General features: G+C 52.2%; 24 protein-coding genes and 1 pseudogene. 6 read left to right on the top strand and 19 right to left on the bottom strand.

Annotation, left to right across the window (positions count from 1 at the left end; all coding sequences use genetic code 11):
- Positions 1-22: 22 nt before the first annotated feature.
- From HV041_RS23755 to exuT, 11 genes are all read right to left on the bottom strand, one after another.
- On the bottom strand, positions 23-388 hold the full coding sequence (locus HV041_RS23755; protein ID WP_048213349.1) for a DUF805 domain-containing protein: 366 nt from the start codon (positions 386-388) through the stop codon (positions 23-25).
- A 382-nt stretch (positions 389-770) separates the two neighbouring features.
- Positions 771-1757, bottom strand: a complete 987-nt coding sequence (gene yqjG / locus HV041_RS23750; RefSeq protein WP_061068661.1) for a glutathionyl-hydroquinone reductase YqjG — start codon at positions 1755-1757, stop codon at positions 771-773.
- A gap of 71 nt (positions 1758-1828) precedes the next feature.
- Positions 1829-2221 carry a DoxX family protein gene (locus HV041_RS23745; protein ID WP_048213347.1) on the bottom strand — a complete coding sequence of 131 codons (393 nt, stop codon included), beginning with the start codon at positions 2219-2221 and terminating at the stop codon, positions 1829-1831.
- A gap of 175 nt (positions 2222-2396) precedes the next feature.
- Positions 2397-2696 (bottom strand): YqjK-like family protein, encoded by a 300-nt coding sequence (locus tag HV041_RS23740; RefSeq protein ID WP_048213346.1) that lies wholly within the window; start codon positions 2694-2696, stop codon positions 2397-2399.
- Positions 2696-3091 (bottom strand): phage holin family protein, encoded by a 396-nt coding sequence (locus tag HV041_RS23735; protein WP_121585085.1) that lies wholly within the window; start codon positions 3089-3091, stop codon positions 2696-2698. Before HV041_RS23735 ends, HV041_RS23740 begins: the two co-directional genes overlap by 1 nt.
- Positions 3092-3093: 2 nt before the next feature.
- Positions 3094-3399 carry a YqjD family protein gene (locus tag HV041_RS23730; RefSeq protein WP_003024832.1) on the bottom strand — a complete coding sequence of 102 codons (306 nt, stop codon included), beginning with the start codon at positions 3397-3399 and terminating at the stop codon, positions 3094-3096.
- Between the two features lie 33 nt (positions 3400-3432).
- Positions 3433-3801 (bottom strand): DUF1090 domain-containing protein, encoded by a 369-nt coding sequence (locus HV041_RS23725; protein ID WP_003024825.1) that lies wholly within the window; start codon positions 3799-3801, stop codon positions 3433-3435.
- A 148-nt stretch (positions 3802-3949) separates the two neighbouring features.
- Positions 3950-4318, bottom strand: coding sequence for an EnvZ/OmpR regulon moderator MzrA (gene mzrA / locus HV041_RS23720; RefSeq protein WP_165712562.1), 369 nt, complete (start codon positions 4316-4318; stop codon positions 3950-3952).
- A gap of 18 nt (positions 4319-4336) precedes the next feature.
- A complete protein-coding gene (gene yqjA / locus HV041_RS23715; protein ID WP_003024820.1) occupies positions 4337-4999 on the bottom strand; it encodes a DedA family general envelope maintenance protein YqjA in 663 nt (220 codons plus the stop codon).
- 349 nt (positions 5000-5348) lie between these two features.
- The gene (gene exuR, locus HV041_RS23710; protein WP_005131459.1) at positions 5349-6125 is read right to left on the bottom strand and encodes a transcriptional regulator ExuR; all 777 of its coding nucleotides are present in this window, start codon (positions 6123-6125) and stop codon (positions 5349-5351) included.
- Between the two features lie 134 nt (positions 6126-6259).
- A complete protein-coding gene (gene exuT, locus HV041_RS23705) occupies positions 6260-7561 on the bottom strand; it encodes a hexuronate transporter ExuT (RefSeq protein ID WP_048213342.1) in 1302 nt (433 codons plus the stop codon).
- A gap of 474 nt (positions 7562-8035) precedes the next feature.
- Between exuT and uxaC the strand changes: the two genes are divergently transcribed.
- From uxaC to HV041_RS23690, 3 genes are all read left to right on the top strand, one after another.
- Positions 8036-9448 carry a glucuronate isomerase gene (gene uxaC, locus HV041_RS23700; protein WP_048213341.1) on the top strand — a complete coding sequence of 471 codons (1413 nt, stop codon included), beginning with the start codon at positions 8036-8038 and terminating at the stop codon, positions 9446-9448.
- Positions 9449-9608: 160 nt separating this feature from the next.
- Positions 9609-11096 carry an altronate dehydratase family protein gene (locus HV041_RS23695; RefSeq protein ID WP_048213340.1) on the top strand — a complete coding sequence of 496 codons (1488 nt, stop codon included), beginning with the start codon at positions 9609-9611 and terminating at the stop codon, positions 11094-11096.
- Between the two features lie 134 nt (positions 11097-11230).
- Entirely contained in the window at positions 11231-11785 is a 555-nt protein-coding gene (locus tag HV041_RS23690; protein WP_048213339.1) for a YgjV family protein, read from the top strand.
- A gap of 16 nt (positions 11786-11801) precedes the next feature.
- Here HV041_RS23690 and sstT read toward each other — a convergent pair whose 3' ends face one another.
- From sstT to HV041_RS23670, 4 genes are all read right to left on the bottom strand, one after another.
- Positions 11802-13046: a serine/threonine transporter SstT gene (sstT, locus tag HV041_RS23685; RefSeq protein ID WP_121585083.1), complete on the bottom strand. Its 1245-nt coding sequence runs from the start codon at positions 13044-13046 to the stop codon at positions 11802-11804.
- A 242-nt stretch (positions 13047-13288) separates the two neighbouring features.
- Positions 13289-14257, bottom strand: coding sequence for a TerC family protein (locus tag HV041_RS23680; protein WP_048213337.1), 969 nt, complete (start codon positions 14255-14257; stop codon positions 13289-13291).
- 270 nt (positions 14258-14527) lie between these two features.
- Complete coding sequence (locus HV041_RS23675) at positions 14528-15526, bottom strand: Gfo/Idh/MocA family oxidoreductase (RefSeq protein WP_121585082.1); 999 nt, start codon at positions 15524-15526, stop codon at positions 14528-14530.
- Between the two features lie 69 nt (positions 15527-15595).
- Positions 15596-16099 carry a M48 family metallopeptidase gene (locus HV041_RS23670; protein ID WP_048213335.1) on the bottom strand — a complete coding sequence of 168 codons (504 nt, stop codon included), beginning with the start codon at positions 16097-16099 and terminating at the stop codon, positions 15596-15598.
- Between the two features lie 84 nt (positions 16100-16183).
- On the opposite strand from HV041_RS23670, the gene rlmG reads away from it, so the two are divergent.
- Positions 16184-17320 carry a 23S rRNA (guanine(1835)-N(2))-methyltransferase RlmG gene (rlmG, locus tag HV041_RS23665; protein WP_121585081.1) on the top strand — a complete coding sequence of 379 codons (1137 nt, stop codon included), beginning with the start codon at positions 16184-16186 and terminating at the stop codon, positions 17318-17320.
- Between the two features lie 54 nt (positions 17321-17374).
- On the opposite strand, the gene HV041_RS23660 is transcribed toward rlmG, so the two are convergent.
- The 3 genes and pseudogenes from HV041_RS23660 to ygjG form a co-directional block, all read right to left on the bottom strand.
- A complete protein-coding gene (locus HV041_RS23660) occupies positions 17375-19393 on the bottom strand; it encodes an NADPH-dependent 2,4-dienoyl-CoA reductase (protein WP_121585080.1) in 2019 nt (672 codons plus the stop codon).
- Positions 19394-19538: 145 nt separating this feature from the next.
- Positions 19539-19940 (bottom strand): annotated as a pseudogene (locus HV041_RS23655) (alpha-glucosidase); the annotation flags it as partial.
- Positions 19941-20010: 70 nt separating this feature from the next.
- Entirely contained in the window at positions 20011-21390 is a 1380-nt protein-coding gene (ygjG, locus tag HV041_RS23650; RefSeq protein WP_168216430.1) for a putrescine aminotransferase, read from the bottom strand.
- A gap of 430 nt (positions 21391-21820) precedes the next feature.
- Here ygjG and HV041_RS23645 point away from each other — a divergent pair, with 430 nt between their 5' ends.
- Positions 21821-23341, top strand: coding sequence for a PAS domain-containing methyl-accepting chemotaxis protein (locus HV041_RS23645; protein WP_048213331.1), 1521 nt, complete (start codon positions 21821-21823; stop codon positions 23339-23341).
- A gap of 317 nt (positions 23342-23658) precedes the next feature.
- Positions 23659-25224 (top strand): methyl-accepting chemotaxis protein, encoded by a 1566-nt coding sequence (locus tag HV041_RS23640; protein ID WP_048213330.1) that lies wholly within the window; start codon positions 23659-23661, stop codon positions 25222-25224.
- Here the strand turns inward: HV041_RS23640 and HV041_RS23635 are convergent.
- Positions 25221-25898: a PadR family transcriptional regulator gene (locus HV041_RS23635; protein ID WP_005131432.1), complete on the bottom strand. Its 678-nt coding sequence runs from the start codon at positions 25896-25898 to the stop codon at positions 25221-25223. The two genes, HV041_RS23640 and HV041_RS23635, sit on opposite strands and share 4 nt — an antisense overlap.
- Positions 25899-25954: the final 56 nt, after the last annotated feature.

Raw genomic sequence — 25954 nt, 5'->3', positions numbered from 1 at the left:
AACGGAAGGGGCGTATTTAAATTCAGGACAACTGTTTGGGGTCAGCGCCGAAGCGGTTGCTCCCCGGCGTGCCGTTTTGACAGTTGAAAATAATGATGACCAACCAGCCGACGATCGGGATCAGCAGCACCAGTAGCCACCAGGCTGAACGGTCGGTGTCATGTAAACGCCGGAACTGTACTGCCCACCACGGTATAAAAACCAGAATTGCATAAATCGTTGTTAATACGCCTTCTCCCCCGGTGCGTTGCCAGCCAAACATCCTGTCTAACACGCTCAGCACGAACGTAAAGATGATGTTGACCAAAATAAACATCCAGTACTCTTTGCGCCGTGCACGACCACCAAAACCAAAGTAGTTCTTTAATACGTTTAAATACCAATCCATTTTCGCCTCGTTCTGCGTTCAATTACTTGTTTTTAAAGCAATCAAATTAAGAATAGCTGCGAATGGAATGCTGGTAAATGTTTGTAGTATTAATTATTTGGCCCGCAGATGGGTAATGCTATTCAGTTAACGCCTCAGTTTCAGAAAGTATCGCCTGTGTGGGTAGAAGTTATGAATATGCTCTCTCAGAGAAAGGGTTCCGTTCACCTCATGTTCATAGTTTCTCTGAAACACCGATTCCTGTGAACGTGTAAAGGGCGTTCACGGGTATCAGCGCTTCAGAAAAGTGATACCGCTGAGGTGAACGGAACCCTGAGTCGAAATCTCATGTTCTGCAGAATGCTTAACTGACAAGCATTCCCCCCAAGGAGACCTGTGTAAATTATGCAAAACGGCTGTCACGTCCATGAGGTTCGCTGAGGTCCTGCCACGGGCCGATAGAAATAATGCCGGTCGGGTTGATCGTTTTGTGGCTACGGAAGTAGTGATTGCGGATGTGATCGAAATTGACGGTCTCCGCAATGCCTGGCATCTGGTAGATATCACGCAGAAAACCGTACAGATTCAGGTAGTCACTGATGCGGTGTTTGTCGCACTTGAAGTGGGTGACATAAACCGGATCAAAACGTACCAGCGTGGTCCACAGGCGAATATCGGCCTCGGTTAGCTGGTCGCCGGTCAGGTAGCGATGCTGACCCAGGATCTGCTCCAGTCGAGCCAGCGATTGAAAGACTTTTTCTACGGCGTCGTCGTAAGCTTCCTGGCTGGTGGCAAACCCGGCTTTATATACGCCGTTATTGACGTTGTCATAAATCCAACTGTTCAGATCGTCAATTTTACTTTGCAGAGTCGGTGGATAGTAATCCCCGGCTTTTGCGCCCAGCGCATCAAACGCAGTGTTAAACATGCGGATGATTTCTGCAGATTCGTTGCTCACGATGGTGTGATTTTTTTTATCCCACAGCACCGGAACCGTTACCCGGCCGCTGTAGTGCGGATCGGCGTGTAAATACAGTTGATAGAGAAACTCGTGCTGGTAAAGCGTATCGCCGGTGGCCGCTGGGAAGTTGTCATCAAAGGTCCAGCCGTTTTCCAGCATCAGCGGATTGACAACGGAAACGGAAATAAACGGTTCCAGCCCTTTGAGTTTACGCAAAATCAGCGTGCGATGCGCCCACGGACAGGCCAGAGAAACGTACAGGTGATAGCGGTCTTTTTCGGCGGCGAAGCCACCTTCACCCGTTGGGCCTGGGGCGCCATCCGCGGTGAGCCAGTTACGGAAAGCCGATGCAGAGCGTTGAAATTTCCCCCCGGTTGATTTGGTGTCGTACCAGGTGTCATGCCAGACGCCGTCAATGAGTTGTCCCATAATTTTCGCTCCTCAGATAGCAAAAGCGAGGAGATATCTCCTCGCTTTTTGATGTGTTCAGTATAGTTTGCTTACCACTTTTTATTCAGTACGCGGTCAATACTGAATGCGCCCGGACCGGTGATAGCCAGCAGCAGGAAGCCGCCTGAGATGGTCAGGTTTTTCATAAACATCAGAGAGTTCACACCTTCCGCAAAGTTGCTGTGGAAGAGGAATGCCGTCAGCAGCGTGAAGCCTGCGGTGAACAGCGCGGTAGTACGGGTCAGGAAACCGAACAGAATTGCCAGACCGCCGCCAAACTCAAGCAGAATCACCAGCGGCAACATAAATCCTGGGACGCCCATGGCTTCCATGTACTGTTGGGTACCCGCATATCCGGTGATTTTTCCCCAACCTGCGGTAATAAACAGGATTGGCATCAGAATGCGCGCTACCAGTACACCAACATCTTCTAATTTCTTCATCATACTCTCCAGGAAACCACTCAGGCGGCTTATTGTGTTTTTTTGTGCAACGACGCCGCAGAGGGCGTCATTGCTGTCGATGAAGAGAATAATAAACGTGGCTAATGAGAATTGTTAGCAAGGAAAACTGTCAGAAATTTTCAAAAAATTTGAGGTTAGGTGGAAGGTGAGGGGATCAGCCGCGCAGCTGCTGTTGTCTGATGGTTGATTTCACCAGACGCCAGATGCTCCAGGCGCTAAAGCCGCGTTTGGCCCAGCGTACCAGCAGGTTCGGATTACGGATGGTGCGAACCGCCATAATACTGCTCCCGACTAACACCCAACCACGCAGGTTCAACAGCGTTTTCCAGCCGCGATCGTAGACTTCAGTAGCCTCCAGCCAGTCGCGGCGAGTGGCTGACAGATCCAGCCGTTGCTGCTGGATCTGTCCAAGCAGTTGCGCCTTACGCTGTAGACGTTCGACTTTACTGCTCATTATGCATCATCCTCCAGGGCCTTCCTGTCGTTAGCGAGTTCATTGCGCGTATGGCGCAGCAGCGTTGTTTTACGCGCTTTTCGCAACGTCCATAGCCCACCGATAAGCGCTAAAAGCAACAGCACAACGGTAGTGGCAATCATGGCGTTCAGGCGATATTGAGGGTCGATGGCCCAGATGATAAGCACCATCAGACTCATCAGGCCAAACGCCGCGAACAGCATTGTCAGCCCAAGCATCAGCAGGATCTGGATGAGGTTGGCTTTTTCCTCTTCCAACTCAACGACGGCCAGCCGCAGCCGCGTCTCAACGATCTCAACGAGAATCGTCAGGATCCGCTGTCCAATACCCAGTACGCCTTTGCCTGGACCTTGTGCGTGTTGAGAATCAGCCATTGTTAACGGCGCGACAGCAGTACACCAAGCACCACACCGACTGCAGCGCCAATGCCGACGCCTGTCCATGGGTTTTCGCGCACGTAGTTATCGGCTTTAGCCGCGGCCTCACGGGTCTGTTTGGCAATCACATCGCTGGTTTCACTCAGACGATGGCGGCTCTCGCGCAGCGCATGTTCGGCTTTGCTGCGAATTTTACTCATCTCTTCCTTCGACTTATCGCCAGAAGAGCTAAGTACTTCTTCAAGCGTATCCGCAAGAGATTTCAGCTCAGCGCGCAGGTTTTCCGTAGCATTATCTTTCGACATAGTTTTCTCCAGTTGAGTGGCTAGTTACCGTACTTAGTAATCGCGGGTCTCGAGTTCTTTTAGCTCTTTCTGAGCTTCAGCAAGCTTGTGTTCGCGCTTTGCTACCTTATCCGCATCGCCTTTTTGCTTAGCTTCGGCTAAGTCACGTTGACGCTCGGCAATCTCATTTTTCTGCTCGGCGATTTTTTTCTGATGGTTGGCGCGCAGTTTGCTGTCAGTACAGTTTGCCCTGACTTCGCTCAGCGCTTTGTTCAGCCCATTGATGCGGCTCTGATTATTGTGTTTTTCGGCATAGCTAATCTCCCGCTGAATGTCTTGTTCTTTTTCCTGACAGAGGGTGTTGGCGTAGCTGCCGGCACTAAGAGCGAAAAGGCTAATTGCCAAAGCGATGCGGTATTTCATTCTTGAACCTTCCATTGTGATTCGACCTCGTAGTTTAGGGTCGATGCTCCAGAATAATAAAACGTTGGGCCATAAGCCCAGTTTATTAATCATAGGCGCTAAACGGTGAAATCACCAAAGTGAGTGATCTAATTCAGATTCCTGGAAATTAACCAAAGCGGTGTGGAGTATCACGTAAGCGGGATAACCACTGCACCGCCTGATTATCATCGTCCTGCTGAGCAATAACGAAACCGTGCGGTAACGTTCGGTCCAGCACGACCTTTGCGGCTGCGCTCTGCGCGCTGGAATCAAAAGTGATCAGCAGTGCGTCATTTTGCGGAGTGATGCTTTTAAAACGAATGCCGTTGGCATCCAGGTGATGCCAGATAGAGAAGCCATCAGGCATGCTGGCTCCCTGGTTTACGGCACGAATGGCAAGCGTTGATTCCTGCTGGCGAATGACAGACCAGGTCAGGAGCAACGCGCCAATGAACAATATAAAAGTGGTGGACCAGGCAAGTCGTCGGAGCGTTATGCATGATTTCAGCATAATTTACCCTCGGTTCCCGTATTTCTTTTTCCAAAGAACAACCAGTGAACCTGCCAGACCAAACACCAGTAACACCACAGGAAGCAGCATCAGACAAGACATCAGCTGATCTTCATATTTGAGAAACACCGGCGTTTTGCCCAGCAGATAGCCAAGCGTTGTGAGAATCAGAACCCAAAGCAGTCCACTCATCCAGTTGAAGAACTGAAAGCGCGCATTATTCAGGCCGGACAATCCTGCGATGGTCGGCAGTAATGTTCTGACAAACGCGATAAAGCGACCGACCAGCAGCGCAGACAAGCCATGCTTATGGAATAGATGATGCGCGCGCTGATGGTAATGCGCGGGCAGATGAGATAACCAGTTTTGTACTGTGCGGGTATTCCCCAGCCATCGCCCCTGGATATAGCTAAGCCAGCAACCCAGGCTGGCTGCGGTAGTGAGCAGCAGTACCGTTTGCGGGAAACCCATTGCGCCTTTGGCAATAAGAACGCCGACCAGTACCAGCAAACTGTCACCAGGTAAAAAGGCCGCGGGTAGCAACCCATTTTCCAGAAACAAAATTGTAAACAGTACAAAATACAGCATACCAATCATGGAAGGATTGGCCAGAGTTTCAAAATCCTGAGCCCATAAAGCATTCAATAATTGAGTCAGTAGTTCCATTCAATATTCCTGGAGAATCGGTTGTTGTCATGCCGGTTTTCTGGAGTTTGTAACGCCGCAATTTTATTGGTGTTTTTTACATGGTTCGCGGTCTGACACAAATTCACGGCCTGAACTATTCCCTGTAAAGTTGTGAAGTAAGCAAGCTCTCAAACATAAAAATTCAAATAGCATCTAATTGTAACAAAGGTCAACGTTGTCCGTTATATAAATTACGGTAGTTGAACTCTGATTTTGCTGATCGCAAGGGAGTGAGGCGAGAGGATTTACACAGGCTGACACTTTATACCTAATGCTTACTGAGTGTCAGAAACAGGCGCTGTTATCGCGCCTGTGAAAGTCAGAACGTTTATTTTGTGCTGTTTGCCGCGGTATCCAGATGAACGACCGGATTTTCCGTGAAAAGGTAACGATCCGCGTTGAACTCGAAATCATCGCTGGTTTCGTTAAACAGCATCTGTTTCGTGTTCTCAAGGTGCTGCCACATCGCCAGCTTGGCTGCATGCGGATCTTTGCGAATTAATGCCCGCAGGATCTGGTCATGGTCATCACACCAGTTGTCTACCGTGCGCAGATCAATGTGATCGTGCAATTTCTTCCAGTAGGGGTTGTGAACGCGCTGAGTCCACATTTTTTCAACAATGGCGGCCAGAGCTGAGTTTTGCGTCGCTAGCGCGACCTGAACATGGAACTGCAGGTCCCATTCGGAGTCACGAAAGCTTTTTTCGTTGCGCGACTTCTCCTGGATTTCCATCAGTTTCATGATGTCCTGCTTGGTCACCTGGGTGGCGGCAAACTCGGCGATGTTGCTCTCAATAAGCTGACGCGCTTGCAGCAATTCAAAAGGACCGTAGCTGGCGAATTCCAGACCCTCGTCGGGAGCAACATAATGTTTGGGTTGGTTAGAGATGACGTGGATACCTGATCCTTTACGCACCTCAACGTAGCCTTCAACCTCGAGCATGATAATCGCTTCACGAACCACGGTACGGCTGACATTCTTTTCATCGGCAATAAAGCGCTCGGCGGGAAGTTTATCGCCCACCAGATAGACGCCTTGCTCGATGCGTTCTTTTAGATCGGCAGCAAGTTGTTGGTACAAACGTCGTGGTTCAGTGATTTCCATATGCACTCCAGGCATGATACAGCAGACTATATTTGTTATACCACTTTTGCGATGGCGGCTCTACTCGCACCGACAAAAAAGCCGCCAGTTAACTGGCGGCTCTGCATTATATACCTATGACGACTAGCGTCAGGTTAATTTTGCGTAGCGGGAGAGCCGGTTTGCGGACCTGAATCAATCTCGCTTGCCGATTTGTTCTGCAGTACCGTCCAGATGACTAACGCACCGAGCAGGTCGAATACTGCCAGTACGGCGAACAGCGGGCTAAAGCCGATGGTATCAGCCAGGGCGCCAACGACCAGGGCAAACAGAGTACTCGCCAGCCAGGCTGACATCCCCGTCAGGCCGTTAGCTGTCGCGACCTCATTGCGGCCAAATACGTCAGAAGAGAGCGTAATCAGCGCGCCAGACAGTGCCTGGTGAGCAAAACCACCGACGCACAGCAGGGCAATAGCAATATACGGGCTGGTAAACAGACCAATCATCCCTGGGCCAATCATCAGCAGTGCACCCATGGTGACGACCATTTTACGGGACACGATCAGGTTTACGCCGAACCAGCGCTGGAACAGTGGCGGTAAGTAACCCCCGATGATACAACCCAGGTCAGCGAACAGCATTGGCATCCACGCGAACATCGCGATCTCTTTCAGGTTAAAGCCGTAGACTTTAAACATGAACAGCGGGATCCAGGCGTTGAATGTCCCCCAGGCTGGTTCTGCCAGAAAACGTGGCAGTGCGATACCCCAGAACTGGCGGTTACGCAGGATCTGGCCAAGCGACATTTTCTTCGCTGTGCTGTTTTTATGCTGTGATTCCTGACCGTTAAGAATGTAATCACGCTCTTCGTCAGACAGTTTTTTCTGGTCGCGCGGGTGCTTATAGAAGACAAGCCAGGACATCGCCCAGATGAAGCTCAGGGCACCAGAAATAATGAACGCCATCTGCCAGCTGTGCATGACGATAGCCCACACGACCAGCGGCGGAGCGATCATCGCGCCAATAGAAGAGCCGACGTTAAAGTAACCTACGGCAATCGAACGCTCTTTTGCCGGGAACCATTCTGAACTGGCTTTCAGACCCGCAGGGATCATCGCGGCTTCTGCGGCACCGACTGCGCCTCGTGCCAGTGCCAGTCCACCCCAGCTACCAGCCAGAGCCGTGGCACCACAGAAGACGGCCCACAGAACGGCGAACATCGCGTAGCCTACTTTGGTGCCGAGCACATCCAGCACGTAGCCAGCAACGGGTTGCATTACGGTGTAAGCAGCAGAATACGCTGCGATGATATAGGAATACTGTTGAGTGGAGATGTGTAACTCTTCCATCAGAGTTGGCGCAGCTGCCGCCACAGTGTTACGTGTCAGGTAACCCAGCACGGTGCCAAGCGTCACCAGTGCGATCATGTACCAACGTAACCCTTTAATTTTACGCATGTAAAACCTCATCGTTTTGTTATGTCCGCTAACGAGCGGTCATCTTCCAGTCCAGGGCGGAGGATGTTCTTTTACGAAGGGCGTGACCGAAAAAAAACCGGCACTGCCCCGAACTTTGCCATGTCAATGATTGTGCTAATTCGGTTTCCGTACCGGTCAATCCGATGGCGGACCATCGGTAATTTGCATTCCGTCGGCTTATGTATCGCGACGGCAAAAAGATAACTTGTCATACAGCTTTAAAAGGTGAGTGCCATCACAAAAGTGTGAATCTTCGTGTGGTCATTAATTCGATTCAGCAAAGCCAGTGCTGGCGCGGCTTGCCGTGAGTTTTACCTCTTTGAGAGTAATTTTTTTGTCATCATTTGTTGATCTAACTCACGAAAATATCTTCAGCGTATGGAAATTGGTGTGATAACTTTGACAACATCAAAACATAAGCAATCTGACGCACTCGCTGAGAGGAAGACGATAATGACCCCGTTTATGACTGAAGATTTCCTGCTGGATACCGAATTTGCCCGCCGTCTGTATCATGATTACGCTAAAGACCAGCCAATCTTCGACTACCACTGCCATTTGCCGCCGCAACAAATCGCGGATAACTACCGTTTTAATAACCTGTATGACATCTGGCTGAAAGGTGATCACTACAAGTGGCGCGCCATGCGCACTAACGGCGTCGCTGAACGCTTGTGTACCGGTGATGCGTCCGATCGCGAGAAGTTTGATGCATGGGCCGCGACGGTCCCACACACCATCGGTAACCCGCTCTACCACTGGACGCATCTTGAACTGCGTCGCCCATTTGGTATTACAGGTAAGCTGTTGTCTCCTGCAACTGCCGATGAAATCTGGAATCAGTGCAACGAATTGCTGGCGCAGGATCGGTTTTCCGCACGTGGAATCATGCAGCAGATGAATGTGAAAATGGTCGGTACCACCGATGACCCGATCGATTCTCTGGAGCATCACGCAGCGGTCGCGAAAGACAGCACCTTTGCTATCAAAGTGCTGCCAAGCTGGCGTCCGGATAAAGCCTTCAACATTGAACTGGCGACCTTTAACGATTACATGGCGAAGCTCGGTGAAGTGTCCGACACCGAGATCCGCCGCTTTACCGACCTGCAAACCGCGCTTACTAAACGTCTTGATCACTTTGCTGCGCACGGCTGTAAAGTCTCCGACCATGCGCTGGATGTGGTGTTGTTTGCCGAGTCTAACGAAGCTGAACTGGATAACATCCTGGCGCGTCGTCTGGCGGGTGAAACCCTGAGCGAGCATGAAGTTGCCCAGTTCAAAACTGCCGTACTGGTGTTCCTTGGCGCTGAATACGCACGTCGCGAATGGGTGCAGCAGTACCACATTGGCGCACTGCGTAATAACAACCTGCGTCAGTTCAAACTGCTGGGCGCGGATGTCGGTTTCGACTCCATTAACGATCGTCCGATGGCTGAAGAACTGTCCAAACTGCTAAGCAAGCAGAATGAACAGAACCTGCTGCCGAAAACCATCCTGTACTGCCTGAACCCGCGCGATAACGAAGTGCTGGGCACCATGATCGGTAACTTCCAGGGCGAAGGTATGCCGGGCAAAATGCAGTTCGGTTCCGGCTGGTGGTTCAACGACCAGAAAGACGGGATGGAACGTCAGATGACCCAACTGGCACAGCTCGGTCTGCTGAGCCGTTTTGTGGGTATGCTGACTGATAGCCGCAGCTTCCTGTCTTACACGCGCCATGAATACTTCCGCCGTATTCTGTGCCAGATGATTGGCCGTTGGGTTGCCGCCGGTGAAGCACCTGCCGACATCCAGCTGCTGGGTGAGATGGTGAGAAATATTTGCTTCAACAATGCGCGTGATTACTTCGCCATTGAACTGAACTAAGAGCCTATCCATTAGGCTATTTTACTTGCCAGTTTGAACCTGGTCAGTGCTCAAAATCCTCACGTACTGCGTGTACGCTCCGGTTTTTGCGCGCTGTCCGTGTCCAAACTGGCTGCGACAATATACGCCTACTGAGATAGGCTCTAAGGTCCGGGTTGATATGCAATACATCAAGATCCATGCGCTGGATAACGTCGCGGTAGCGCTCGCTGATTTGGCTGAAGGGACGGAAGTTACTGTTGATGGTCAGGTCGTCACCCTGCGCCAGGCGGTGACTCGCGGTCATAAATTCGCTTTACGCGATATTGCGAAAGGCGAAAACGTCATTAAATACGGTTTGCCAATCGGCCATACGCTGGCTGACGTTGCGGCGGGTGAGCATATTCATGCTCATAACACGCGCACCAATCTGAGCGACCTGGACACGTATCGCTACCAACCTGATTTCCAGCCGGAAGTCGCGCAACCTGCCGATCGCGATGTGCAGATTTATCGTCGCGCGAACGGTGACGTTGGGGTGCGTAATGAACTGTGGATCCTGCCAACCGTAGGCTGCGTCAACGCCATGGCGCGCCAGATGCAGAACCGTTTCCTGAAAGAAACGAATGACGCTGACGGTATCGACGGCGTGCATCTCTTCAGCCACACCTACGGCTGTTCACAGCTTGGCGATGACCACATCAACACTCGCACCATGCTGCAAAACATGGTGCGTCACCCGAATGCGGGGGCGGTGCTGGTGGTTGGCCTCGGTTGTGAAAACAACCAGGTGGATGCTTTCCGCGAAACGTTAGGGGAGTATGATCCTGACCGCGTTCACTTTATGGTCTGCCAGCATCAGGAAGACGAAGTGGAAGCAGGGATTGAACATCTCCATCAGCTGTACAACGTGATGCGTAACGATAAGCGCGAGCCGGGTAAACTCGGCGAGCTGAAGTTTGGTCTGGAATGTGGCGGCTCTGACGGCTTGTCCGGGATCACCGCTAACCCGATGCTGGGACGTTTCTCTGACTACGTGATCGCCAACGGCGGGACTACCGTGCTGACTGAAGTTCCGGAGATGTTCGGTGCCGAGCAGCTATTAATGGATCACTGCCGCGATGAAGAAACCTTCGGTAAGCTGGTGACCATGGTCAATGACTTCAAGCAATACTTCATTGCTCACGACCAGCCGATCTACGAGAACCCATCGCCGGGGAACAAAGCGGGTGGTATCACCACGCTGGAAGATAAATCACTGGGCTGTACACAGAAAGCGGGTTCCAGCAAAGTTGTCGATGTACTACGCTACGGTGAACGCCTGAAAACGCCTGGTCTGAATCTGTTAAGTGCTCCGGGTAATGACGCCGTTGCGACCAGTGCGTTGGCGGGGGCCGGCTGTCATATGGTGTTGTTCAGTACCGGGCGCGGTACACCGTACGGCGGTTTTGTACCGACGGTGAAAATCGCGACCAACAGCGAGCTGGCCGCGAAGAAAAAGCATTGGATCGATTTTGATGCCGGGCAGCTAATCCACGGTAAAGCGATGCCGCAATTGCTGAACGAGTTTGTCGATACCATCGTTGAGTTTGCTAACGGCAAGCAAACCTGCAATGAGCGCAACGATTTCCGGGAACTCGCGCTGTTTAAGTCGGGAGTGACGCTGTAATAAATCCCTGATGGTGCCTGCAGGTCTGCGCAAACCGTAGGCCTGATAAGCGTAGCGCCATCAGGCACAAACCGTTGCCGGATGCTGGCGAACGCGCCTTATCCGGCCTACAAAATGGAGTTGGGGTTGCTTGCATGACCGCGTATTGGCTGGCCCAGGGCGTAGGTGTCATCGCCTTTCTGATCGGTATTACCACTTTTTTTAATCGTGACGAGCGCCGGTTCCGGCTACAGCTCGCCGTCTATAGCGCCACCATTGGCGTGCATTTTTTCCTGATGGGGGCCTGGCCCGCGGGAATGAGCGCTGAGCTTAATACCATCCGCACGCTCGTCTCAATGCATACCCGCAAACTGTGGGTAATGACCGTTTTTATTGTCCTCACGCTGGTTCTTGGGTTGGCAAAATTGCAGCATGCTATGGAGCTACTGCCTATTATTGGCACGCTTGCCAGTACCTGGGCACTGTTTCGTTGCAAAGGGCTAACCGTGCGCTGTGTGATGTGGTGTGCAACCGCCTGCTGGGTTGTTCATAATTTCTGGTTAGGATCGATTGGCGGGACGATGATCGAAGGCAGCTTTCTGGTGATGAACGGCCTGAACATTATCCGCTTTCGGCGGATGCAAAAGCGCGGAATTGATCCGTTCAAAATTGAAAAAAGCGTACAGCAAGATAACCCCTCCGCCCGCTGACGGAGGGGAGAAACGATTAGCCGCGCAGGGCGTTATTTGCCAGACGTTCGTCTTCAGCCTGGCAGGCTGCAGCAGTAAACAACACGTCAGTTGATGAGTTCAGCGCCGTTTCACAGGAATCCTGCAATACACCGATGATAAAGCCAACGGCCACCACCTGCATGGCGATGTCATTCGGGATACCGAACATATTGCACGCCAGCGGGATCAGCAGCAGGGAGCCACCCGCTACGCCCGATGCGCCGCAAGCACACAGCGATGCCACCACGCTCAGCAACAGCGCCGTCGGTAAATCAACCGGGATCCCCAGCGTATTCACCGCCGCCAGCGTCAGTACGGTAATGGTGATCGCCGCGCCCGCCATATTGATGGTGGCGCCCAGCGGGATAGATACCGAGTAGGTATCACGGTCCAGATTCAGCTTCTCGCACAGTGCCATATTCACCGGAATGTTGGCGGCAGAGCTACGGGTAAAGAAAGCGTACACGCCGCTTTCGCGCAGACAGGCCAGCACCAGCGGATACGGGTTACGGCGAATTTTCCAGAATACCAGCAGCGGGTTGACCACCAGCGCCACCAACAGCATACAACCGACCAGTACGGTCAGCAGCTGCGCGTAGCCCCACAGCGTGGCAAAACCGGTGGTTGCCAGCGTGGAGGAGACCAGGCCGAAGATGCCGATCGGGGCGAAACGGATCACCAGCTTCACCATAAAGGTAACGGCGTTGGACATATCATTGACCAGATTTTTGGTCGTTTCATTACCGTGGCGCAACGCAAAGCCCAGACCGACGGCCCAGACCAGAATACCGATATAGTTGGCGTTAAGCAGGGCGTCAATTGGGTTGGAAACCATGCTCATCAGCAGGCTACGCATCACTTCAACAATACCGGATGGCGGCACGATATCGCCAGCGCTGCTGGAAAGGTGCAGTGTCGACGGGAAGGCGAAGCTGAAGACGACGGCTGCTAACGCGGCTGAAAACGTTCCGAGCAGGTAGAGGAACAGGATGGGGCGGATGTTGGTTTTTTGCCCGTGCTGGTGGTTGGCGATAGAGGCCATGACCAGCATCAGAACCAGAATTGGCGCGACGGCTTTTAATGCGCCGACGAACAGCGTACCCAGCAGACCAACGGCTTCTGCCGCAGGTTTTGACACCAGTGCGAGTAAAATCCCCAGTACCAAACCTACCAAAATTTGTTTAACCAGGCTCCCTTGCGCCAAACGCAAGAGTAGCCCCGATGAACGTTGCGTAGTCATGTCGTGATCCTTTGATTGTGTTGTTGCTCATCCATTGTGCGTTCTCATGACGCATCTTTCTGGATGTAACAAAGTGTTTGCCTGGTTGAGTATAAGGAAAGATAAAGCTTCGGGAAGAGAAATATGCTGGATTCCGCGTTGAGATCATATTTTATAACTTTGGGTTAACATTATTTTGACATGATAAACAAAAAGCCCGACGCACATAGTGTGCCGTCGGGCTTTTCAGCTAGCAGATAACCTTACTGTATTTGCTGCTTTTTATCGTGCTGGTGGTTGACCCACGCGTTCACAATCAGCGTTACAAACAGAATACCGAACACTACGCCTAACGAAATAGCGATCGGGATATGGTAGAAATCGACGATCAGCATCTTGATACCGATAAACACCAGGATGACCGCCAGACCGTACTTCAGCATGGAGAAACGCTCTGCAACGCCTGCCAGCAGGAAGTACATCGCGCGCAGACCTAAAATAGCAAACAGGTTCGAGGTCAACACGATGAACGGATCGGTGGTGACGGCGAAGATTGCCGGAATACTGTCGACGGCGAAAATCACGTCGCTCAGCTCAACCAGAATCAACACCAACATCAGCGGCGTCGCAAATAGCAGACCGTTTTTACGCACAAAGAATTTTTCGTCTTCAATGGTATCGGTCATACGTAAATGGCCGCGCAGCCAACGCACTAAGGGTTTGTCGCCAATACCGGAAGCGTCTTCTTTCGCCAGCGCCATCTTCACGCCGGTAAACAGCAGGAACGCGCCGAACACGTACAGCAGCCACTCAAACTGGGCGATAAGCCAACTGCCCGTGAAGATCATGATCGTACGTAATACAATCGCACCCAGTACGCCATACACCAGTACCCGACGCTGCAATGCAGGGGGGACGGAGAAGTAGCTGAACAGCATCAGCCAGACAAAGACGTTATCTACTGCCAGCGATTTTTCAATTAAATAGCCGGTAAGGAACGCCAGCGCCTGCGGGTCGGCAACGGCGCGGCCCTGAGTCTCAGCCAGGTACCACCAGAATGCCGCGTTAAACAGCAACGACAACGTTACCCAGACGATTGACCAGGCCGCGGCCTGCTTCATCGACATCGTATGTGCGCCACGACGACCCTGTAGCAGCAGATCGATGGCCAGCATAATGACCACCACAACAGCGAAGCCACCCCATAACAACGGTGTGCCGACAGTATTCATTTTATTTCCCCATGCATAAAAAAACGGCCAACGCCGAATGACGTTAGCCGCTGCTTTTTATGCATAGACCTTGCCATTCGGCAAGGTCTCACTTACAACAACAAAGGAATACGATGGCGTATTCCTTTGTTATCGCCCGGTGACCGGATGTGGTTTTTCACACATCGTAATGACGATCAACCGACAACGAAGTTACTCCCCTTTGCGGGTTACAAAATATTACAGGCCATGCATTCAGTCAATGGCCTGCAACATTCGTTTTACACACATTTACGCAGTCAGCGAGGTTACCGCTTCGTCTGCCGGGAAAACCACGCCGGTCTGGCGGCGAATCTCCGTTTGTAGTTTAGCGGTGATACGGCTGACGGCCAGTGCCGGGTGATCCACTTCGCCGGATTCAACCAAATAAGCAAACGCCTCTGCCTCATAAAGCATAGTATTGATGTGCTGAGGCACCGTAAGATCCTGCGTTTTGCCCCCGCGCGGAATAAAGCACACTTTCTGACACTCGGAAATCTTCTCGACAACCAGTGACCCTGATTCGCCCTGAATTTCGCTGGCCAGTACGGAATCACTGACTTTCGAGTGCTGTAACGTGACGCTAAAATCGCCGTAATTCAGCACCACCACGCCGTGGGCATCCACACCGCTCTCCAGCAGGCTGGCGCTGGCCTGAACGCTTTTTGGCTCACCCCACAGCGCAACCGCCGAGGCCAGGCAGTAAAAACCGATATCCATAATCGAGCCATTGGAGAATGCCGGATTAAACGTATTGGGATTTTCACCGTCGAGATAGCGCTGGTAACGCGAGGAGTACTGGCAGTAATTGATAAACGCTTTTCTGATTCTTCCAACTTTGGGAAGCGATTCCTGTAACAGCAGGAAGTTAGGCAGGCTGGCGGTCTTAAATGCTTCAAACAGCACGACCTGGTTTTCACGCGCGCAGGCGATGGCGGCTTCGGCTTGCGCCAGGTTTGAGGCCAGCGGTTTCTCGCAAATGACATGCTTTTTGTGCTGTAGAAACAGCGTTGTCTGCGGGAAGTGCAGAGAGTTCGGACTGGCAATGTAAACAGCATCAATCGCGTCGCTTTGCGCCATTGCCTCCAGCGAGGTAAACAGATGCTCGACGGGATAATCATTGGCGAAGGTCTGCGCCTGCTCAAGGCTACGGGAATAGACTGCGGTTAACTTATATTTGCCGGTTTCATGGGCGGCATCGACAAACTGGCGGGTGATCCAGTTTGTGCCAATTACTGCGAAACGTATCATAAAGGCCTTCAGGCTGCGAAAAGGGATCCTTGCGTCAATTTAGCATGCCCTGAAGACAAAGCCAGTGCGCTACGGCGCAGTTTGCTTTAACGATTGTTGCGTTAACCACAGGCGGGTATCGAACTCCAGTTGGTGATACTGAGGCTCCATATGGCAGCAGAGCTGGTAAAACGCTTTGTCGTGCTCTTTTTCTTTCAGATGCGCCAGTTCATGCACGACGATCATGCGTAAAAAGGGTTCGGGGGCATTGCGAAAAACGGTCGCCACGCGGATTTCCGCTTTGGCTTTGAGCTTGCCACCCTGCACGCGGGAGACGGCAGTATGCAGTCCCAGCGCATTTTTCAACACGTGTATCTTACTGTCATACATGACTTTATTCAGCGGCGGGGCGTTTCGCAGAAACTGATTTTTCAGATCCTGGGTATATTGCCAGAGCGCTTTGTCGGTCGCGAAGTCATGCGTACCCGGATAGCGCTTCTCCAGCACCGCCCCCAGACGCTGTTCAGCAATCAGCGTACGAACCTGGGAAAGTAAATTCTCCGGGTAGCCTTGCAGATAGGTCAACTGACTCATTAGTGCCCCATATAAAGTATAAAAAGTGTATACTCACGCACCCTTTTCAGGGATACGCCGAAATTTTACCATTCAGGAGGGCCGATGAGCCACATAGACAACGGTTTCCGTTCGCTGTCACTTAAACGTTTCCCGGAGACGGATGACGTTAACCCGCTGCTGGCGTGGGAAGCTGCAGATGAATATCTGCTGCAACAGCTGGACGATACCGAGATTAGCGGCCCGGTGCTTCTCCTGAATGATACTTTCGGCGCGCTGGGCTGTGCGCTGGCGGAACATACGCCGTATAGCATTGGCGACTCTTATCTCAGCGAGCTTGCCACACGCGAGAACCTGCGTCACAACGATATTGCCGAGTCGAGCGTCAAATTCCTCGACAGTACCGCTGAATATCCGCAGGCGCCGGGCGTGGTGCTGATTAAGCTGCCAAAAACCATGGCGCTGCTGGAACAGCAACTGCGCGCGCTGCGTGAAGTGGTGACGCCACAAACGCGCATCATCGCGGGCGCGAAGGCGCGCGATGTGCATACCTCGACGCTGGAGCTGTTCGAAAAAGTGTTGGGGCCAACCACCACGACGCTGGCGTGGAAAAAAGCCCGTCTGATCAACTGTACGTTCAGCAAACCTGAGCTGGCCGCTGCCTCGCAAACGTTGAGCTGGAAGCTGGAAGGCACCGACTGGACCATCCACAACCACGCCAACGTCTTCTCCCGTACCGGGCTGGACATCGGCGCGCGCTTCTTTATGGAACATCTGCCGGAAAACCTGGAAGGCGAGATTGTCGATCTCGGTTGTGGCAACGGCGTGCTGGGCATGACGCTGCTGGCGAAGAATCCAGAAGCCAGCGTGGTGTTTGTTGATGAATCACCGATGGCGGTGGCTTCAAGCCATCTGAACGTCGAAAGCAACATGCCGGAAGCATTGGATCGCTGCGAGTTTATGATCAACAACGCGCTGTCTGGCGTGGAGCCTTTCCGCTTTAACGCTGTGTTGTGTAACCCGCCGTTCCACCAGAAGCATGCGCTGACCGATAACATCGCCTGGGAGATGTTCCACCACGCGCGCCGTTGCCTGAAAATCAATGGTGAACTGTACATCGTGGCCAACCGCCACCTCGACTACTTCCACAAGCTGAAGAAGATTTTCGGCAACTGCGTGACCATCGCCACCAATAATAAATTCGTGGTGCTGAAAGCGGTCAAAACTGGTCGTCGCCGCTAATCGCGTGTGCCGGATGGCGGCTAACGCCTTATCCGGCCTACGAAAGACGTGACGTTAAATTTCCAGTGCCAGTCGGGTGCCTTGTGCAATAGCGCGTCGGGCATCCAGTTCCATTGCCACATCGCAGCCGCCGATCAGATGCACCGTTTTACCTGCCGCGTGCAGCGGATCGACCAGTTCACGGCGTGGCTCTTGTCCGGCGCAAATCACCACGTGATCCACATTCAGGATCTGTAGCTCGCCGTTGATCATCACGTGTAACCCGTCATCATCGATCTTCTGATAGCTCACCGCCGGGATCATTTTTACGCCGCGTGAAAGCAGGGTAGCACGGTGGATCCATCCCGTTGTTTTGCCTAAACCTTGTCCTGGTTTACTGGCTTTACGCTGCAACATCACTATCTGGCGTGGGCTGCGGGGTAGATGTGGGCCTTCCGGACGTAAACCGCCGGGCTGTTGCAGACTGGTGTCGATTCCCCATTCCACGCAGAACTCCGTAATGTTCTGGCTGGTGGGTTCACCGGGTTGACTCAGATACATGGCTGTATCGAAACCGATCCCGCCACAGCCAACGATCGCTACGCGTTTGCCCACCGGTGTTTTATCGCGCAGGACGTCGAGATAGCTCAGCACTTTAGGGTGATCGATCCCCTCGATCGGCGGCATGCGCGGCTCGATCCCGCTGGCGAGGATCACGTCGTCGAAGGTGTGCAGATCGCGTGCGCTGACAAAGTGATTCAGTTTCAGCGTTACGCCAGTCACGTCGATCATCCGGCGGTAGTAGCGCAGGGTTTCATAGAATTCTTCCTTGCCGGGGATCTGTTTGGCGATATTAAACTGCCCGCCAATCTCGCCATATGCGTCAAACAGCGTAACGTGATGCCCGCGCGCGGCGGCATTAATGGCGAAGGCGAGACCCGCAGGGCCCGCGCCGACCACCGCCAGATTTTTCGGCTGAGTGGCCGCAACGATCGGCATTTTGGTTTCATGGCAAGCGCGCGGATTGACCAGGCAAGAGGTGACTTTGCCGACGAAGATCTGATCCAGGCAGGCCTGGTTACAGCCGATACAGGTATTGATCTCATCCGCTCGTCCGCTTTGCGCTTTTGACAGCAGTTCGGCATCGGCGAGGAACGGGCGAGCCATCGACACCATATCGGCATCGCCACGGGCCAGAATATCATCGGCGACTTGAGGATCGTTAATGCGGTTGGTGGTGACCAGTGGGATCGTCATATGCCCTTTCAGCTTACGCGTCACCCAACTAAACGCGCCGCGCGGTACCGGGGTCGCGATAGTGGGAATACGCGCCTCATGCCAGCCAATACCGGTGTTAATAATGGTGGCCCCGGCGGCTTCTATAGCCTGCGCCAGCTGGACGGTTTCGTCGAAGGTTCCGCCGTTTTCTACCAGATCGAGCATCGACAGGCGGAAGATAATAATAAAGTCATTACCGGCGCGCTGACGTACCGCTCGCACCACCTCAACGGCAAAACGCATGCGGTTGGCATACTCACCGCCCCATTGGTCATCGCGCTGGTTGGTACGCAGAGTCAGGAATTCGTTGATGAGATACCCTTCCGACCCCATCACTTCCACGCCATCGTAGCCCGCTTCCCGCGCCAGTTGGGCGCAATGGGCAAAATCTTCAATCAGTTGCAGCACTTCATCGTGCGTCAGCTCATGCGGCGTAAAGCGGTTAATAGGAGCCTGAATGGCTGACGGCGCAACCAGATGCGGTTGATAGCTGTAGCGACCAGTGTGCAGGATTTGCAGGGTGATTTTCCCGCCTTCATCGTGAACCGCATCGGTAATGACGCGATGGTGTGCGAGCTGGCTGGTGTCGTTCAGCATCGCCCCGCCTTCCATACCCACGCCCGATAACGCGGGCGCAATTCCTCCGGTCACAATCAGGGCTACGCCGTGACGAGCGCGTTCAGCATAGAACGCGGCCAGCCGTTCTGCACCATCAGGATACTCTTCCAGACCGGTATGCATTGAACCCATCAGCACGCGGTTTTTAAGCGTGGTGAATCCCAAATCGAGCGGGGCGAACAGCGACGGATAGCTCATAAAGGTGTCCAGTATGTAAAATTATTGTTATGTGGTCGGATGAGTTACTAATTTAGCCGTCGCCGCGTAAAAGGGAAAAGGGGAATGCCGTGATTGTGATGGGATTCAAAAAAGAGGCTCTCCTTTTCAGGAGAGCCAGTCGACGTTACTGCTGTTTAAGAAAATCGTTATACAGCATGTAGAGATGCGCGGCGCTCCAGGAGAAGTTAGGTGCGCCCTGCTGTGCGCCGGTCAACGGGTTGTAGTTTTCCTGAATTGGACCTTCTGCCGTCAGCCCTTTGGCATGCTGGAAGAAAGTATCGGCCAGTTTTAATGCTTCAGCGCGATAGCCATAACGCGCCATCCCTTTTAGCCCGAACCAGAACTGATCCACCCAGACGCGTCCGCGCCAGTATATGTCCGCGCCGAAGGCTGGATTGGTCAGCGCTGCGGTGCCAAGTGGGACATATGTGTTGAACTCTTTCGGATCGAGCATCACGCTAACTACCGCATTCGCATGGGATTGTGTGGCCGCACCGTTAAACAGCGGTGACCAGCCTTCCGGTCCTTAACCGGCCTACAAAGGAGGTCCTTTAGTAGACCGGATAAGATACGTTAGTATCGCCATCCGGCAGTGGTTACACCTGCTCCACGCTCACCCGTAATGCGGCCAGGGCTTTGCGGGTTGATCGCAATACCAGTTCGCATTGCTCGATCGTTAATGTTAACGGCGGCTCGATACGGATCGTCTTCGCGTTATTCAGTGTTCCGGCGACCAGCACTCGCTGACGGAACATTTCACTGGCAAAGCTGTAGCCAATCTCATTATCGACAAACTCAATCGCCATCAGCATGCCTTTGCCGCGAACGTCGTGTACCAGATCCGGATATTCACGCGCCAGATGACGGAAACCATCCAGCAACATATCGCCTTTCTGCTCTGCCTGAGCGGGTAAATTTTGCTCCAGCAGGACGTTAATGGTCGCCAGCGCCGCCGCGCATGAGAGCGGGTTGCCACCGAACGTGGTGGTATGCAGGAAAGGATTGTCGAACAGGACGGAGAACACTTCTTCAGTGGCAATGGTCGCGCCAATTGGCATTACGCCACCCCCAAGCGCCTTGGCCAGACACAGAATGTCAGGCTGCACGTTTTCATGTTCGCAGGCGAACATCTTGCCGGTGCGCCCCATGCCGGTTTGCACTTCGTCGAGGATCATCAGCGCGCCAAACTCATCGCAAAGTTTACGTACCGCGGTTAAATACCCTTGCGGCGGCAGGATCACGCCTCCTTCCCCCTGGATTGGCTCCAGAATCACGGCGGCAACATCGTCGCCGGTCTTTTTGCATTCGTTCAGGACGGTGCGCATGGCATCAATATCGCCAAAAGGAACATGGCGGAAGCCCGGCAGCAGCGGCATAAACGGTTTGCGGAAGGTTGATTTAGCGGTGGCGGATAGCGACCCCAGCGATTTACCGTGGAAGGCTCCGCTGGTGGCAATAAATGTAAATTTACCGCGCGGCGATTGATACGCTTTCGCCAGTTTTAGCGCCGCTTCAACCGACTCGGTCCCGCTATTACTGAAGAAACTGTATTTCAGCTTTCCGGGAGCCAGTGCAGCAAGCGTTTTTGCCAGCATGGCCCGTAATGGGTCAAGTAATTCCTGGCTGTGCAGAGGTTGTTTCGCGAGTTGATTCTGTACGGCGGAGACCACTACTGGATTACGGTGCCCCACGTTGAAAATTCCAAAACCTCCCAGGCAATCGACAAACTCCTGTCCCTGGGTGTCGACAAGCGTATTCAGGCTTCCCGCTTGCCACTCTACGGCTCCGTAATCCCCGCCGGCAGTTACAGATTTTCTATACTCTAAGAACCCCGGATTGACATGCTCTTTGAAGTAATCAATCACCTCTCGGTTTAGTGCTTTCATTTCCTCATGATCAAGCGTTCGCTTCTCGATGAGATTCAGTGCGTGTGCGCTGCAGGCCAGAGCCGATGCGCTGGAAGGTAACCTGTTCAAAATATGCTCCCGGAGCTCGCGTATCACATGATACTGAATTAAGTATTGCAGGGATTGCGCCATCCCGACGCGCTTAACGAAAATCGGGATAAACACCAGGGAAGATCTTGCTTGTACAACATTTAATCTCAAACATTAACATTTGCTGGCATTTTGCCCAGGTTTACGCGCGTAAAACCGACGAGAAAAACGCGTTATTGCGCTAAAAGTGGGCGAAAATTGCACTATTGCGGTGCGCTGAGTGAAGGTGCGTTGAATAGTTACGCAATGAAAGTATTTTAAATCAATGAATTAGAAAACATACAAATTTTGAGGTTTAATCGCAAATTGCGATCTAAATCAAATTTAACAACTAAAGTTAAAAAGATTAGCGCCGAAATAACATAAGCCGAAAGAGTTAACAACCAGATAACCTGCACAGGACGCAACCATGTCTTCTCATCCCTACGTTAGTCAGCAAAATACACCGCTGGATGATGATATCACCCTCATGTCGACCACCGATTTACAAAGCTATATCACCCATGCGAACGATACCTTTGTTCAGGTCAGCGGCTATCAGCTGAATGAATTGCTTGCTCAGCCGCACAACCTGGTTCGTCACCCGGACATGCCGAAAGCGGCGTTTGCGGATATGTGGTACACCCTGAAACAGGGGGAACCGTGGAGCGGTATTGTGAAAAACCGGCGGAAGAATGGCGATCACTACTGGGTGAGGGCCAATGCGGTGCCGATGGTGCGGGAAGGACGCGTAACCGGGTATATGTCGATCCGTACCCGGGCGACGGAAGCGGAAATCGCGGCGGTCGAACCTTTATATAAAGCACTCAATGAAGGCCGTTGTCATCGGCGCGTCCATAAGGGGCTGGTGGTACGTAAAGGCTGGTTGGGTAAACTCCCGTCGCTTCCGGTTCGCTGGCGGGTACGCAGTGTCATGGCTTTTATGTTTGTCATCCTGGCAACTGCGCTACAGCAGATGGGCGCTGAATGGCCGCAACTGTTGGTGAGCGCGCTGGTGATGATGCTGGCGACGGTTATTTTCGAATGGCAGATTGTGCGCCCCATTGAGAATGTTGCCCAGCAGGCACTGAAAGTCGCGACCGGTGAGCGCAACAGCGTGACCCATCTTAACCGTAGCGATGAACTGGGTCTGATGCTACGGGCGGTGGGGCAGCTAGGGTTAATGTGCCGTTGGCTTATTCATGACGTGTCGAGTCAGGTCAGTTGTGTGCGTAACGACAGTGAAACGCTGGCGAAAGGCAGCGATGATTTAAACAAGCATACGCAGCAGACGGTAGAAAATGTGCAGGAAACGGTCACCACCATGAATCAGATGGCGGCATCGGTGAAGCAAAACTCTGCGACAGCAGCGGCGGCTGACAAGCTGTCTATTGCCGCCAGCAGCGCAGCGACACAGGGCGGTGAGGCGATGGATACAGTCATTAAAACAATGGACGATATTGCCAACAGCACCCAACGGATCGGCACTATCACGACCCTGATTAACGATATCGCCTTCCAGACAAATATTCTGGCGCTGAATGCGGCGGTTGAAGCGGCCAGGGCTGGTGAACAAGGAAAAGGATTTGCGGTGGTGGCCGGAGAGGTACGCCATCTTGCCAGTCGTAGTGCAAGCGCAGCAAATGACATCCGTAAACTGATTGATGCCAGCGCCGACAAGGTACAGTCCGGCTCCGATCAGGTTCATGCCGCAGGGCGGACAATGGATGATATTGTGGCGCAGGTCCAGAATGTGACGCAGTTGATTGCTCAAATCAGCCATTCAACGCTGGAGCAGTCAGATGGTCTTTCCAGCCTGACCCGTGCCGTAAATGAGTTGAGCAATATTACGCAGAAAAATGCCGAACTGGTCGAAGAGAGCGCGCAGATTTCAGCAATGGTGAAACATCGTGCCGGTCGCCTGGAAGATGCGGTGACCGTGCTGCATTAATTCTCACCCTATCCCATTTTCCCGCCAAACGCTTATCGTCCCCGGTAGGCGTTTTTGTAATGATTTTGTTAATCATATATTAAATAATACCACTTTGGTATTACGATTCAATTTTCCTTATTCCGTTCTGACCGCGAGTGTCCTGTTTTTAAATATTGTTAAATATCGCTTATATAACGATCGGTCTTGCTTTATTCATCGTCAAAAACTATTTAGTAACATTGATGAAAATTAAAAAACGATCAATATCATAAAGTTAGGTGAGTGTTGACCGATAAGGATATCTGTCTGAAGAAAACTGTCTCCAGGGAGAAAATATGTTCTTGCATAACGTAAAGATTCGCTCGAAATTATTTATCGCGTTTGGTTTGTTTATTGTACTGATGATGGTGAGTTCGGGCCTTTCGCTGTTGAGTCTGGATCGTAGTAACAGTGGGATGCAGAACATCATTACCAATGACTATCCGATTACGGTAAAAGCCAATCTGCTCATTGATAATTTTCAGGAGTTTGTCAGTACTCAACAATTGATGTTATTGGATGAGGAAGGCAAATGGACCCAGGCGTCCCAGAAAAAGCTCGATACCATCAGCCAGCAAATTTCTGCTCTGCTGGATGCGCTGAGTGCTGCACCTCTCAATGATGCATCCAAAAAAATTGTTGCGGATATCCGCGATGTGCGTGAGCAGTATCTGGCTTCCCGATTCCGCATTCTGCAGGCGCTGCAGAATCACGATCGCTCCGGTGCGATGCACGAGATGATGACCCGCACGGTGAATGTGCAGCAGGCGTATAAAGCAAAAGTGCAGGAATTGATCGCCATTGAAGATGCCCAGATGCAGAAGGCGGGCGCTCAGGTGGAATATGATTTCCACACCAATCGCGCGCTGTTGATTACTCTGGCGCTGATAAGCATTGCCGCCGGTTGTGTGATGGGGTGGTATATTGTGCGCTCAATTACCCGACCTCTTAATGAAGCTGTGCAGTTTGCCGAGGCGATTGCGCAGGGCGACCTTACTCGCAACATCAGTATGGAACAGAAGGATGAGACCGGTGTGCTGCTGCAAGCGCTGATGGCAATGAAAACCCGACTGTTAGAGATTGTCGAGGAAGTGCAAAACGGCTCCGAAAATATCTCTGCGGCGGCGGCGCAGATTGTCGCGGGTAATCAGGATTTGGCTGCGCGTACCGAAGAACAGGCAAGCTCGGTAGAACAGACTGCGGCGTCGATGGAACAAATTACCGCGACGGTCAAAACGACGGCAGACCATACCCATGAAGCGACGAAGCTGTCTACGGGAGCTGCGGCGGTCGTGAAAAACAACGGTGAGATGATGAATCAGGTGACGCAGAAAATACGCGTGATTAATGAAACCTCTAACCGTATGTCAGAGATTATCAACCTGATAGATTCGATTGCTTTTCAAACCAATATTTTGGCGCTGAATGCGGCTGTCGAAGCGGCGCGCGCCGGTGAGCATGGACGTGGTTTCGCGGTAGTAGCCGGAGAAGTGCGTCAACTGGCGCAAAAAAGCGCATCGTCTGCCAGTGAAATCCGCAATCTGATTGAAGACTCCACCAGTCAAACCCGGGAAGGACTGGTGCTGGTTGAAAAAGCCAACGCGTTGATCAATGGAATGGTCACTAACGTTGAAGAAATGGATGTAATATTGCGGGAAATCGGTCAGGCCAGCCGCGAGCAGACGGACGGTATTTCGCAGATTAACAGTGCGATTGGCCTTATCGACACCACCACGCAACAGAACTCCTGTCTGGTAGAGGAGTCCGTTGCGGCAGCGGCGTCATTAAACGAACAGGCATTACACTTAAAAGAGATGATTAAAGTGTTCCGCGTACGTAAAGAGGACGCGCAGCCTGCTTAATCAAGCTGGGTGATGTCCAGCGATGCGCGATCGATAATACCGATGATCTTCTTGATTTGCGCTTCGCTGGTGTCACCGTGATTGACCCGCAGATCCAGCACGGCTTTAAAATTCTCCAGTGCTCTTTTCATCTGTGGATTCTTGCGTAATTCAAAGCCGACACAGCGTGCTTTAATACGTTCGTGGATATGTTCCAGATGTTCCTGGTTCTCTTCCAGCCATTGCAGGCCTTGCTCGGTGATTGTGATTTGCTTACGTCCGCCTTCCTCGTCACGGATGGCGATAAGCGACTGATCCTGCAAGAAATCCAGTGTCGGGTAAATCACGCCCGGGCTTGGGGTGTAATTACCCTGAGTCAATGTTTCAATGGCTTTGATTAGCTCATAACCGTGACTGGCATCGCGGGTCAAAATATCGAGAATCACCAGCCGTAATTCGCCGTGGCCGAAGAAACGCTGACGTCGACCGCCACCGCCGCCGCGACCGTGGCGGTGTCCGCAGCCATGCTCATGGTGGTGTTCTTTGTTACAGCCTTCGTGATGACGTTCTTCACCTTTACAGCAGCCTTCGTGGTGTTCACTGTGATGACCTTCGTGGCGATGTCCTTCACCCTTACAGCAGCCTTCGTGCTGGTGTTCTGCATGTTTGCAGCACCCTTCATGATGATCTTGCATCATTCATCTCCTGACGTTATTTAGATATATCTAATTTATATCTAAACTTTTTCTAT

Source organism: Citrobacter sp. RHBSTW-00029, assembly GCF_014104295.1.
GTDB lineage: Bacteria > Pseudomonadota > Gammaproteobacteria > Enterobacterales > Enterobacteriaceae > Citrobacter > Citrobacter youngae.
The sequence above is the reverse complement of the archived record's forward strand: the minus strand, read 5'-3'. Positions and strand labels throughout refer to the sequence as shown.

Coding starts and splice junctions, on each gene's coding strand:
- HV041_RS23755 (WP_048213349.1), bottom strand. CDS start 388: ATGGATTGGTATTTAAACGTATTAAAGAACTACTTTGGTTTTGGTGGT.
- yqjG (WP_061068661.1), bottom strand. CDS start 1,757: ATGGGACAACTCATTGACGGCGTCTGGCATGACACCTGGTACGACACC.
- HV041_RS23745 (WP_048213347.1), bottom strand. CDS start 2,221: ATGAAGAAATTAGAAGATGTTGGTGTACTGGTAGCGCGCATTCTGATG.
- HV041_RS23740 (WP_048213346.1), bottom strand. CDS start 2,696: ATGAGCAGTAAAGTCGAACGTCTACAGCGTAAGGCGCAACTGCTTGGA.
- HV041_RS23735 (WP_121585085.1), bottom strand. CDS start 3,091: ATGGCTGATTCTCAACACGCACAAGGTCCAGGCAAAGGCGTACTGGGT.
- HV041_RS23730 (WP_003024832.1), bottom strand. CDS start 3,399: ATGTCGAAAGATAATGCTACGGAAAACCTGCGCGCTGAGCTGAAATCT.
- HV041_RS23725 (WP_003024825.1), bottom strand. CDS start 3,801: ATGAAATACCGCATCGCTTTGGCAATTAGCCTTTTCGCTCTTAGTGCC.
- yqjA (WP_003024820.1), bottom strand. CDS start 4,999: ATGGAACTACTGACTCAATTATTGAATGCTTTATGGGCTCAGGATTTT.
- exuR (WP_005131459.1), bottom strand. CDS start 6,125: ATGGAAATCACTGAACCACGACGTTTGTACCAACAACTTGCTGCCGAT.
- exuT (WP_048213342.1), bottom strand. CDS start 7,561: ATGCGTAAAATTAAAGGGTTACGTTGGTACATGATCGCACTGGTGACG.
- uxaC (WP_048213341.1), top strand. CDS start 8,036: ATGACCCCGTTTATGACTGAAGATTTCCTGCTGGATACCGAATTTGCC.
- HV041_RS23695 (WP_048213340.1), top strand. CDS start 9,609: ATGCAATACATCAAGATCCATGCGCTGGATAACGTCGCGGTAGCGCTC.
- HV041_RS23690 (WP_048213339.1), top strand. CDS start 11,231: ATGACCGCGTATTGGCTGGCCCAGGGCGTAGGTGTCATCGCCTTTCTG.
- sstT (WP_121585083.1), bottom strand. CDS start 13,046: ATGACTACGCAACGTTCATCGGGGCTACTCTTGCGTTTGGCGCAAGGG.
- HV041_RS23680 (WP_048213337.1), bottom strand. CDS start 14,257: ATGAATACTGTCGGCACACCGTTGTTATGGGGTGGCTTCGCTGTTGTG.
- HV041_RS23675 (WP_121585082.1), bottom strand. CDS start 15,526: ATGATACGTTTCGCAGTAATTGGCACAAACTGGATCACCCGCCAGTTT.
- HV041_RS23670 (WP_048213335.1), bottom strand. CDS start 16,099: ATGAGTCAGTTGACCTATCTGCAAGGCTACCCGGAGAATTTACTTTCC.
- rlmG (WP_121585081.1), top strand. CDS start 16,184: ATGAGCCACATAGACAACGGTTTCCGTTCGCTGTCACTTAAACGTTTC.
- HV041_RS23660 (WP_121585080.1), bottom strand. CDS start 19,393: ATGAGCTATCCGTCGCTGTTCGCCCCGCTCGATTTGGGATTCACCACG.
- HV041_RS23645 (WP_048213331.1), top strand. CDS start 21,821: ATGTCTTCTCATCCCTACGTTAGTCAGCAAAATACACCGCTGGATGAT.
- HV041_RS23640 (WP_048213330.1), top strand. CDS start 23,659: ATGTTCTTGCATAACGTAAAGATTCGCTCGAAATTATTTATCGCGTTT.
- HV041_RS23635 (WP_005131432.1), bottom strand. CDS start 25,898: ATGCAAGATCATCATGAAGGGTGCTGCAAACATGCAGAACACCAGCAC.